Raw genomic sequence first — 11,982 nt, 5'->3', positions numbered from 1 at the left:
GTCCTTTATGAAATTTGAGTGGTCTCTGAACTGATCTATTGACGTGTAAATAGCCTTATTTACCGTATAAACCACGATCCGTACAAGGGTGGGGTTTTTTGGAACTTCCAATTAAATCAAAACTGGTGTAAAAAAATTAACTATAGCCGTAGTCACATAGGTTAGGACATTTTGAAAACCCCAATGCTAGGAATAGTAATACTTTTACCTCCTGCCTCCTGCCTCCTGCCTCCTGCCTCCTGCCTCCTGCCTTCTACCTCCTGCCTCCTGCCTCCTGCCTCCTGCCTCCTGCTATAAAATGTGTTTGCCCTAACGTTAAAAATGTCAAATACCTTACTTCACACTTTCAACACCACTATTTTTTAAAACATCGCTCATGGTTGCACAATAATTTGGCAAGCCGAAACTATCGGGATTGATGGATTTTTCATAAGTAAAATGCCGATAGTTCATGCAAAACCGATCCCAAGCAGCCATCCGAATGCGGAACAGAATAATAATTAAATTAGCCAATGCTATAGATATGGGAATGCGAAAGTAAATCTTTTTTCCCAGATAAGCACAAACTTCTTTCACTGCTTGATTAGCAGTTAACTTTGCTTGACCTAAAACCAGCCGACGTGGTTGATCGTTTTCGGGAGGATGATCGATTAAATATTGCACGACGGTGGCAATATCTTGTGCGTGGATAAAGTGAAAACTACCATCTGCTTCTAAAAAGCGAATCACATTAATATATTTGGTAACTTCTGTAATACCAGATGTGACAGCAGAATAGGGTTTATTCGCATCACCGCCCAATACTACAGTGGGAAATACTGTGGTAATTTTGGGTGCGATCGCTAATTTTTCTTTTTTCTCTAAGCACTCATATTTAGAACGGATGTAATCTGTCCCAATTTCTCCGGCTTCTTTTAATGGTTGATTATACCGATCTAAAACGCTAGCTGTGGAAAAATAAATCACCTGCTGGCAACGTTCTGGATCTAGTAGTTCGAGCAACTCTAAAGTCTTAACGACATTAATATCAAATGTCTCATCACCACCCCAAGCTGTGGCTGTGAGTACCGCCGTATCAATTGTGGATAGCAAATCGGCAAACTGGCGAATATTTTGCATATCACCTTGTAAAATATTGATACCTGAACGTGCCTTAGTATCAATTTGCAGTTTGCTTGGGTTCCTAACTAGTAGATACAGTTCGTGATCTGTTTCTTTAATTAAGGCTTCTGTTAAATAATGACCTACACAACCACTTGCACCAGTTACTAAAATTCGCTTCTGGCTCATAGAAAATTTTTCAAAATTTAGGAGTTACAACTAAAGAGTTAAGAATAAAGTTAAAAGTTCCGAATCAGGAGTTATTAATAAAGTTAGGAGTTGGAAGTGAGGAGTTAAGAATAAAAGATAACTTTGCACCTCGTAACTGATAACTTTATAGTTTATAACTCCTGACTCATAACTCATAACTCATAAATCCTAATTCTTAACTCCTGCAAGATTAAGTTCCTTCGCCGTTTCAAAGAAGAAAGCGACATTTTCTTCGGGAGTTTCTGGTAATACACCGTGACCGAGATTGAGAATATGACCCCAATTACCAGCTTTGCGAACGGTATCGAGAATGCGATCGCGGATAAACTGTTTAGAGCCGAATAGCACGCCTGGGTCAAGATTTCCTTGAACTTTCATTTGTTTACCCAATCTGGCTCGTGCGTCTGCCATATCCACAGCCCAGTCTACACTGACAATATCAGCGCCAGATTGTCCCATTCTTTCCAACACACCGGCACTACCGCTAACTAGCAAAATCAAAGGTGTATCGGGGTGGGTTTGCTTGACTTGCTGGAAAACTCGCTGCTGATAGGGGAGAGCAAAGGTGTCATAATCTTGAGGACTCAATTGGCCCGCCCAAGAGTCGAACATTTGGATAACTTGAGCGCCAGAGTCAATTTGGTAACGGGCATAGATCGCGATCGCATCTGCTAATTTAGCTAACAGTTGATGCAATATCGTCGGATCTGAAAATGCCATGTTTTTGATGATGGAATAGGTTTTAGAACCTTTTCCTTCTACTGCATAAGCTGCTAACGTCCACGGCGCACCCACAAAGCCCAACACTGTTGACTTATCGCCTACTTCAGAACGTAGCGCTTGCAAAATTGTCTTGATAAATGGTAGAGCTGCTTCTGGTTCTAAGGGATGCAGAAGATCAATTTGTTCTTGAGTGCGGAGGGGTGAGTGAATGATTGGCCCCTTACCTTCGGCAATATCCATGTCAATGCCCAAACCAGGTAAGGGGGTGACAATATCAGAAAATAAAATTACTCCATCTGGTTGGAAGGCTTTCCACGGTTGCAAGGAAACTTCAATTGCTACTTCTGGAATTTCCGAGCGATCGCGAAACGAAGGATACTTATCTCTTAAGTCCCGATATGCTTTCATATATCGTCCCGCTTGTCGCATCATCCATACAGGGGGACGATCTACTACTTCACCACGAGCAGCCCGTAAGAGATGAGGAGTCGTTGAATAAACACCCATTTATTATTTCATCCTACTTTATGCCACTGTTTAGCTTATCATTCTGGGATTACGTTTTTCCATTAGATTATCAGGAAAAAGTGAGTGACTCCGCGCAGTGGCTTGATTCGCTCTTTATCAATTTTGAGGAAGTTAGTAAATTAATAAAGCATTATTTGCAATCTTTCTTTACAAAGTGTCCCCAATTGCAGGGATATCAGCGGATACCGATAAACAGTAATTACCGCCAGAATTGAAACGGAAAAATTAAAGAGTTTACAAAAAAGCTGTGGTAAACTAAATTTTTTGGTACGGAACATTTAGATAACTAGTACAAAAGACAAAAGTAAAAATCAAAGAAATTTGTATAGCAAACTTTTTACCCATTCCAGATGGTCAGTTAATTTTTGCCATCATAACGTACTATATATAGCAATCCTAAATGGGTTATCAACAAAAATATCCCCGACTTCTCGAAGAAGTGGGGGATCTAAACCTTTTAGTAGAGAGAAAATCAATTAAAGAAGAAGTCAGAATTCAGAATCAATGAGTGGGAGATTCAGACCCACCACTGATTGTTCGCGCTTGCGTCTCGTAGAGAAGACCACTCAATTTTCGATTTAGTGGGGGTATTAAACCATTTGATTCAGACGCGACTCGAAAATACTCGCTAACGCTGGAAAAATTTATCCTTTCACTGTCACTTTATGTCGTGAGCGTTTGAAGAGTGAAGTCATACCACAAGCACCTATTGCTAACACACCTAAGATCGCATTAGATTCGGGAACGCTCTGGGCTAGTCTATAGGCGTGATTATCTGTTTCAAAGGCAACACCATTTGAGCGCATCACAACCCGGTCAAAAGTTTCTCCTGTATCAGCTACAAGATTGATAAACATATTAGCTTGAGAGCTAGTCCAACTACCATTAGCTATAGCAGTTGGCACATCTGCACCACTAAAAGTTTTTAACTTCTGATCGCCTTTGTAAATGTCAACAAAGTTGTAATCATCTAATGAACCTGCATAAAAACCGAAGTAATTAACAGCTTCCTTGAAGTTAATATTGACAAAACCACTGTCGCCTGCAACATTACTACCTACTGGAGCAATTGTTAGAAATTTGGTGTTATCTCCATAAGGTGAGGCGTATTGACCAGATACGCTACCTTGAACAATGTTACTAGTAATATTAGAGTAAGTAACAAATCCATTAGGATCATTTGCTGTGCCATCGTCAAAGGTAACAGTTTTGGCATCAGCATAGCTAGAAAACGGGCCACTGTTGACTTGTAGAGTTACGGCACTAGCTGGATTTGCACTCATGATCACAGCAGTTGTTCCCAGTAGAGCCAAGGATAATTTTTGCAACATTATAGTTATAAACCTCAAAGAACACAAAGAGAATTAAGACTGAACTTTTATTGAAACCTAGCCATAAAAACTTGGTTTCCTGACTCCAACAACCTAGAAGAAAATCGCAAAGATTATTAGGTCTTTAAATATGACTTTTGTTGGGTACAACAAGCTCGAAGATGTAAGTTTATCTTGATGCTTTGTAATCCTATTTTGATTTTTTTAACCCGTAAAAGATACGGTGTATATACTAAAATATCTTTAAAGATTAAGTGAAGTTCTGGTGCAATTTTAGTAAGCAGCACAAACGCATCTAAATTACTCTTGATTGCAACCAAGGTTAAGAAGCAACAAAAAAATCACTATTTCTCGTTTGGTTTAGTTTCCAAGACTCAAAGCGATGTCTACGACAGGCTACCCCTAAACCTTTAGCAAAAAGTATAAGTTAATGAGATTAATTTGGAATCTATTGATAATAGACTGCTGTTATTGACATAAAATGTCCATCTTGGGGAGTGGGGAATGCAAAATAGGGACTGGCGAGTAAGAAATAGGGTAAAACAAGAATCAATATTTAATTGAGGATTGGGCATTGGGCATTAGTTATTCTCCCCCTGCTCCCCTATCTCCCTGATATCCCTATTCCCTCACTCCCCTAACTTCCTATGCAAACTGACTCTAACAGTCCCGATCGTATTGCATCTGCTAATAATGAGCCTAATCTAGGAAAGTTTTTGATTCCGCGATCGCAGCGACAGCAGTTCTTTATTCAGTTTACCTTAATGACCCTCATCGGATGGGTTGTGGGTGGCGTTGCCAGTATCGCCTTAGAGAAAATTATTCTTCAAAGTCTCTCATCTAGCGTTGCTATCCAACCACAAAGCTGGAGCATTTTGGTCAGAAGTCTCAGTAACGTTGTATTTGCCGTGATTTTTGCTGCTGACCAGAGCCTTGTTCTTTACCGATATTTACCAGGTTTGCAGTGGCTATTTGCTACTACCGTTGGTTGGCTGATTGCCAACGGCGTTTCTACAGCCTGGATTAACTACATTTCAACTATTGCCTCATCATCTCCTGAAGATACTTTGATTTTAGGATTTTTGTCTGCGATCGCATATATAATTTCTGGAATTTGGCTAGGTATTTGCCAATGGCTGGTATTGAGGCGATATACAGCCGGCATTTGGTGGTGGAATTTTTTACCCTCAATCTCTTTTTTATTAATTACTATTTTGGTTTGGTTGCTTTTTGTTATGCAAAATTTGATTCCAGAAACCTACCGAACTCCCATATTATATTGGAGTGGACAAGGACTTACTGCTATAATTTTGGGAGCCATCCCAGCAATTGGTTTGTGTACATTGAAAAGAAATGTACATCGTAAAACTGAAGTTTCTGCATGACCAAATAATTCGTAATTTCTAATTAATTCTCTTTTCAGAGCAACAAACTTTAGTTTTGGAAAACAAAAACCCTACGAATTACGTTAGCGCCGCGGTAGCAAGTCCGCGTACTCTGTAAGAGTTGCAAGCTACGCTTTTAGCGTCTCGTAGAGAGCGTCATTACGAATTACGAATTACGAATTATTAATTACTGTCCCAAATAGTTTCTAAACGCTCTTGTGCTATTTTGAGTGCTTTTTCCGGAGACTCACCTAACAATGTCGCCTCTATAGCTCGACCAAGACTGTCAGAAAGACGACTATATCCAGCAATAATCGGTCGAGCGCCAGCCAGAGGAATTTGTTCCATAAACACTTTTAACCAAGGTTTTTGGTTGATGAATTGCTGATAAGCTTCACTTTGTGCAGCTTTGAGATTAACTGGTAAAAACCCAGTGCCGATACTCCATTCTTTTTGGAATTCTTCACTCAAAACATATTCTAAAAACTTGAGTGCAGCTTTCTCTCTGGCTGCTGTAGTCTTCATCACATATAGATTTCCGCCACCTGTCACTGTAGCTTGACCAACATTTCCAGGTATGGGAAATGCGTCGTAATCAACTGTAGATTTAGTGATATAAGTCCAAGGGCCTGTAATTTGCATAGCAACGCGACCTGCAATAAAAGCATCCTCTTCATAACCTCGTTCTGGAGAAGAAAGCATTGCTGAACCATCTTTTAATAGCTGTTGCCAGAATTGTAAGGCTTTCAGCGCTCCAGGGTTCGTTAAATCCGGCTGCTTATTTTTTAATACTTCTCCCCCAGCACTCAATAAAAAAGGAAACCAGCTAAAAACAGTCCATTCTTGCTTTCCTAAAGGCAGTACAATTCCGTATTGTTCCGGTCGATTGTCGCCATTGCGGTCTATCGTTAATTTTTTGGCAACTTCCCTCAATTCTTCCCAAGTCTTAGGTGTTTGCGTAATTCCCGCAGCTTCAAAAAGTTTAGGTCTGTAAAAAATGCCTATATTGCTGGTGTATAACGGGGCTGACCAAAGATGACCATCTAATTTCAATTCTTCAAGTAAGTTAGGGCTGATTTCTGACTTTATGGGCAATTTTTCCAACCAATCTTCTAAAGGTATAATTGCCCTTAAATCTGCCAACTGACCTGTAATTTGCGGATAAAATGCCAGGATATCTGGAGGTGCATTACCCACAACCGCTGTTAATATTTTTGGCAATTGGGGTTGAGCTAAAAAGACAGATTCTACCTTGATATCAGGATGAGTCTGATTAAATTTGTCTACTAATTTTTCAAACACATCTCGATTAGCAGGGGGATTGATAGCTTGCCATAGGGTTAAATGAATTACTCCATCATCTTTCTGTCCTATTCCCTGACAACCAGATAAAAATATAAGAAACGAACTTAGGACAACCCCTAGAAGTAACATCTGCCAAATAGAAGTAATAACCCGGCGAAAATAATGGCTTATTTGGGATAGAAAAAGGATAATTTTCATTCCAGGTAGTTAATTAAATTAAGAAATATTCTCTAAAACACTTTTAGTAATGCTAGTTTCTGCTCTTGTGTAAATATAGGTTTCAGGTTCGGTTATTTTTTCGGTTCTAAATATTTTTGCAGCCCGATACCAAAAGTCTGTATCCTCTCCATAAGCAATATGATTAAACCCTTTCACCTCAAAAAATACCTGTCTCTTCCCAAAAAATGTTGGGCCTAAAACACATTCTCGGAGATTAATTTTTTCACCGGGTTGAAAATAATCTGCAACCAAAATCTCTTCTTCAGTTGCAAATCCACCTTCAATCAAATCAATTTCTGGATTAGCTTTCATATATTCAATTCGCGCATCCAGATGATTGACTTTATAAGCATCATCACTATCCAGAAATGTTATGTATTTGCCGAAAGATGCTTGAATACCAGCATTTTTAGCATACCATAGCTTCCTATTTTGATGTTTCAAATACCGGATATTTTGAAATTGTTGAAGATAAGGATTGACAATTTCAAAAGTATTATCTTGGCTGCCATCATCAACTATAATCAGTTCCCAATCTTTAAAAGTTTGAGCAATAACACTATCAATGCAATTGTTTAGATATTTTGCCCGATTGTAGGTACAGAGGATAATTGATACTTCGCAATCGAAATCAAAAACTACAGTTTCCATTGTTAAATCATCATCGTATTGTTCACACAAAAATCCCACTAACAAAAGAGAGATTTTTAATTATTGAGGAGTAAAGTATTAAGCTGTGTTTAACATAATAAAGTTATTAACATTAGCTGTGTAAGTTTATAAATTCATGCATGATATCATTATAGTTATAAATTATCCGGCTATAATCAAAGTTTTCTCGGACATATTCTAAAATTTCTTGGCGATAATATTGGTTTTTATCAATCATCTCGCTAATTGTATCGGTAACAATTTTTTGAGCTTCTGGTGTGGTATCAGTTAAGATATTATCTGGCAAAATTCTAATGAATTCTTTGTGATGTAAATTGGCGCTAGCAGATTCGGAAACAACGATACATAAACCTGCTGCCATTGCTTCTAATACTACGAGTGGTGCAACTTCTCCTTCACTAATTAAAACTAAACAGCTATAATTTGTGAGCCGAGAATAAACTTGTTCTAAACTCCATACACCTAAATGTTTTGTCGTTGTTCCTTCAACAAAATCAGGATCATCTAAAGGGCCAACAAAATCTATTCCAATCTTTCCATCTATGATTTTTGCCAATAATTTCTGCTGCTTTCTTGGTTGAATCCAACCTAAACAAATAGCTTTATTATTCCCTTTATCTTGAAAATTTACTTTCTGAGTATCAATACCGTTTACTTGCACTGATATGTATCCAGAGTAGCCTGCTTTCAGTAAACAATCTTTTGTTAAGTGAGAAAGGGCAATTATCCCAGGTGCATTGAAATAATGTTGATATGCTTCTCTAAATTCTTGATTCCATTTATCTGTTTTAAACAAATAACCATCATGGCAGGTAAAACAATACTTCTGTTTAAGGTTCCGATTAAATTCGCTCACAAAACTATAGGCGTGTAAATGCACAAAATCATAATTATTATTATTAATATATTCTATGACTTCGTTAACATCTTTCTCGTTTAAGATATCGGCTTGATGTCCAATTTTCTCTAAAAAATTTTTGTATTCATTTATCACAGTTAAAACAGAATGTGATAGGGGAGGTTTAGGGACATAACCCCAAGCAACAAGAGCAATTTTCATAAATAATTGAATTTTTCCTCACACTTTTAAATTTACTTTTCAGCCAAAATACAAGTTGCGACAGGATAATCTGGATGATAAGCGTCTAGTTCTTCAGATGTTAGTTCTTCTACGGCTATTCCGTGATAACTAGCTATTACAGTAGTAGGATTGCCATAGACATACAACTTTTGTTGTGAAAAGTTTCTAAACATCCAGGCGAAAGCATCAGGTAAAGGACGCCAATAATCAACAGGAGTAGCATGAACTCTAATCGCACTTGGTACCATTGCAAAACATTTACCACCAGGTTTTAGCCAAGTGTAAATGTTTTCCACTACTACCCAGGGAGCATAACAGTGTTCTAAGACGTTAAAAATTATGACTGAATCAAGCGATTCTGGTTTGATAACGGATACATCGTGAGCATCCCCAACTATATCTACTCCTGGGCCTGCTTCTAAGTTGAGAATCTGATATGATGCGCCTGGATTAATTTTATAAAAATCTTTATCTTTTGGTGTTCCTCCTATTTCTAAGATATTACCCCCGATTTGGGTTTGAATTTCTTCAAGAAATTTGCTGAGATAGTATCTATCGACGGGTTTTCCTCTTGTCAATCCAAATGCTTGACAAATGGGAACTGCTTTTTTTAAGTCACCCCAATCTATTGAACCTGTCGCAGGAGATAGGAAACCAAGATTTTCTAGGTGTTCTACTAATTTCCGAAAGTCTTCTATATTTTCAATAGATTTTAGGTCATCTTCTAATTTATATTTAGAAAATAATTGTGGCAGGACTTGGTAAGTTTCTCTACTTAATGAACCAAGTTCAAATTGCATTTCCTTTTCGATAAAACTCCGAAAGCCTTTACCAAAAATTGTCAGGCTGCTATCTGCTAAAAAAACTATAGCATCTTGAAGAAGTTGTTCGTATTCTTCTAATTCCTGAATTACCTTATCTGCTGTAGAAGCGTATTTAACTTTTTGAAAGATTTGGTAAGCATTCTCTAGTGAATGTTCGTGAACGAATATTTCTAGTATTGTCAGCCACGATTTGGATGTAACAATTTCTGCTGTTCGCTGACTCCAAGCAAAAATTGCATATAACTGTGAATCTTCAATTTTTAAGAATACGTTAGGTACATATTGTTTGGGCATACAAGTAAATCACTCAAAAAATTTTAATAAGGAGGATGACTTAGGCATTATAAGCTATTTTGGAATCTATCTATACTGACAGTTCATAGATTATGCAAAGAAGATTTTATGTTTCTCTACACTAAATCTAGTACAGCTTGGTGGAGTTGATTCACATTTAGTAAAAGCCCTGCGTAGCTTGCCGCCATAGGCATCGCCTTACTTTCTCCCGCGCCTAGATGTCTCTAGTTACCGCAGGGCAGTATTAGGGACGATTACCTTTTGCTGGCATTGGACTTGATCTCAGTATTAACTATTGAACCATAGTGTGTTACTGTTAATCGTGCAATTACGTAATTGAATTGGTAAAGCTAACAAAACTAGTACATAATGAATCTTTGGAGAAAAAGAAATAATGACAAAAACTAATGAAGTTGTTCCAAATATCTCATTGTCTAGTTGGGACTATATTTCACCCGAACTTGAGGTAGTTCATCCTGATTCATCTTTCCCCAATATGATTATTGGAGACATAAATAATTGCTATTGGTCTTATTTACGTCGAGAGATTCCCCATAACTGGTATGTGGATAAAGATGAGCCATTTATAGGGTTCCTGAATCGAGATGAGACGCATATTTTATATAATACAGCACTCAAATTTGCTGGGAAAAAAGCTTTAGAAATTGGTTGTTTGCGGGGTTGGTCTGCGTGTCATCTGGCATTAGGCGGAGTGAAATTAGATGTAATTGATCCTGCTTTAGCCAGAGAAGATGTTTATGAAAATGTAAGTACTTCTTTACGACTTGCTGGTGTTATCGACTCAGTTAATTTAGTAGCTGGTTATAGTCCACAAAAGGTAGAGGAGTTAGCTAAACAATTACAATGCAAGTGGTCATTGATTTTCATTGATGGCGATCATGAAGCACAGGCTCCACTCAATGATACGATTGTTTGTGAACCATTGGCAGAGGACGATGCTTTAATTTTGTTCCATGATTTAACTTCCCCTGATGTAGCACAAGGTTTAGACTACTTAAAGGAAAAAGGTTGGAATACAATTATTTACCAAACTATGCAAATTATGGGCGCTGCTTGGCGTGGGAATGTTGAGCCAGTAAAACATCAACCAGATCCGAAGGTTAATTGGAATTTACCAAAGCATTTAGAAGATTATTCTGTGAGTGGATTATGACGACTGTTTAACTAGTACCGCACGGCGTAAATAAGCCACCCATCTTAAACGTCTGAAACCCTTGCAAACAATTAATTACGAATTACGAATTACGAATTACGAATTACGAATTCCGCCTTGCGGTATTAGTAGTCTGTCAAATTCATTTTTACGGTTAGAGAGACGCGATAAACGGTTAGAGAGACGCGATAAATCGCCGTCTCTACAAGGAATTTATCCATCAATTATTTAATCATGTGGATGCGCGATCGCTAATATTCCCGCATCCCCATCTAAAGTTACCTCTACACCCACTGGTAATGCTGCGTTGGGACTATCGTGGCCAAAAGGCAAATCAGAGACAATCGGAATACCCAAATCACCCAAGCGATCGCGCAATACTTCTTCTACACTAAAACTAGATATAGTTGGTGGCGCTTCACAGCGAGTAAAACCCCCCAAAGCAATACCGCAGACTTGTGACAAAGCACCACTCAAGCGCCACTGCGTCAGCATCCTGTCGATGCGATAAGGTGCTTCCGTAACATCCTCAAACGCCAGAATTACACCATCTAGATGTGGCAAGATTGGCGTACCCAAAAGGTGAGTAGCCACGGTGAGATTACCTGGTAACAAAGTACCATTAACCACACCACCACCCCAACCGCAACCTTTGAGAGGGGTGAAAGAACCACCTTCTACCCAATCTAATAATCGCTGAATTGACCAATCTGACTCATCTGCTAAAGTTGTCATGACAGGGCCGTGAACGCCTGAAATTCTTGCTGTATAAAGGCTCCATAATAAAGCTGTGATATCAGAAAAGCCTATAAGCCACTTGGGAGGCGCTGAGTTTGACCAATTCCAATTTTCTAAGATACGGGTGCTGCCAAAACCGCCTCTGGCACAAAGGATACCACGACAATCAGGATCTTGCCATGCTGCCGCTAATTGTTGACGGCGGGTTTCATCTGTTCCGGCTAGATAACCCCATTTATCATCTATCTGGGGACTGATTTCTAGTTTATAGCCGCGCGATCGCCAAATTTCTATACTCCGTTCAAATGCCTCAAATTCTCGCAAAGCACCACTAGGGGCAATTACTCGCAGTAAGTCTCCAGGTTTCAGGGGCGGTGGTAAGATTTTGGCTGGCATG

10 protein-coding genes are annotated in these 11,982 nt (G+C 38.6%); 2 read left to right on the top strand and 8 right to left on the bottom strand.

The annotated features are described in order from the left end of the window. Nucleotides 1-333: 333 nt before the first annotated feature. The 3 genes from RRG12_RS30790 to RRG12_RS30780 all read right to left on the bottom strand — a co-directional run bounded on the left by RRG12_RS30790 (nt 334) and on the right by RRG12_RS30780 (nt 3,893). On the bottom strand, nt 334-1,290 hold the full coding sequence (locus RRG12_RS30790; protein ID WP_069073091.1) for an NAD-dependent epimerase/dehydratase family protein: 957 nt from the start codon (nt 1,288-1,290) through the stop codon (nt 334-336). A gap of 189 nt (nt 1,291-1,479) precedes the next feature. Then, nucleotides 1,480-2,541: a uroporphyrinogen decarboxylase gene (gene hemE, locus RRG12_RS30785; protein ID WP_420758826.1), complete on the bottom strand. Its 1,062-nt coding sequence runs from the start codon at nt 2,539-2,541 to the stop codon at nt 1,480-1,482. A 665-nt stretch (nt 2,542-3,206) separates the two neighbouring features. After that, nucleotides 3,207-3,893, bottom strand: coding sequence for a PEP-CTERM sorting domain-containing protein (locus RRG12_RS30780; protein ID WP_420758827.1), 687 nt, complete (start codon nt 3,891-3,893; stop codon nt 3,207-3,209). 647 nt (nt 3,894-4,540) lie between these two features. Here RRG12_RS30780 and RRG12_RS30775 point away from each other — a divergent pair. Next, entirely contained in the window at nt 4,541-5,278 is a 738-nt protein-coding gene (locus tag RRG12_RS30775) for a hypothetical protein (protein WP_420761823.1), read from the top strand. Between the two features lie 183 nt (nt 5,279-5,461). On the opposite strand, the gene RRG12_RS30770 is transcribed toward RRG12_RS30775, so the two are convergent. The 4 genes from RRG12_RS30770 to RRG12_RS30755 all read right to left on the bottom strand — a co-directional run bounded on the left by RRG12_RS30770 (nt 5,462) and on the right by RRG12_RS30755 (nt 9,673). After that, nucleotides 5,462-6,781, bottom strand: coding sequence for an ABC transporter substrate-binding protein (locus RRG12_RS30770; RefSeq protein ID WP_420761822.1), 1,320 nt, complete (start codon nt 6,779-6,781; stop codon nt 5,462-5,464). A gap of 18 nt (nt 6,782-6,799) precedes the next feature. Next, nucleotides 6,800-7,453 carry a glycosyltransferase family 2 protein gene (locus RRG12_RS30765; RefSeq protein WP_420761821.1) on the bottom strand — a complete coding sequence of 218 codons (654 nt, stop codon included), beginning with the start codon at nt 7,451-7,453 and terminating at the stop codon, nt 6,800-6,802. Nucleotides 7,454-7,565: 112 nt separating this feature from the next. After that, nucleotides 7,566-8,534, bottom strand: a complete 969-nt coding sequence (locus RRG12_RS30760) for a glycosyltransferase (protein WP_420761820.1) — start codon at nt 8,532-8,534, stop codon at nt 7,566-7,568. Between the two features lie 32 nt (nt 8,535-8,566). After that, nucleotides 8,567-9,673 (bottom strand): class I SAM-dependent methyltransferase, encoded by a 1,107-nt coding sequence (locus tag RRG12_RS30755; RefSeq protein ID WP_420761819.1) that lies wholly within the window; start codon nt 9,671-9,673, stop codon nt 8,567-8,569. Between the two features lie 394 nt (nt 9,674-10,067). Between RRG12_RS30755 and RRG12_RS30750 the strand changes: the two genes are divergently transcribed. Then, nucleotides 10,068-10,847 carry a class I SAM-dependent methyltransferase gene (locus tag RRG12_RS30750; RefSeq protein ID WP_420761818.1) on the top strand — a complete coding sequence of 260 codons (780 nt, stop codon included), beginning with the start codon at nt 10,068-10,070 and terminating at the stop codon, nt 10,845-10,847. A gap of 228 nt (nt 10,848-11,075) precedes the next feature. On the opposite strand, the gene RRG12_RS30745 is transcribed toward RRG12_RS30750, so the two are convergent. Further along, complete coding sequence (locus tag RRG12_RS30745; RefSeq protein WP_420761817.1) at nt 11,076-11,981, bottom strand: S66 peptidase family protein; 906 nt, start codon at nt 11,979-11,981, stop codon at nt 11,076-11,078. Nucleotide 11,982 lies beyond the last annotated feature (1 nt).

Source organism: Nostoc sp. CALU 546, from assembly GCF_048836525.1.
This window is presented reverse-complemented; position numbering and strand designations above follow the sequence as displayed.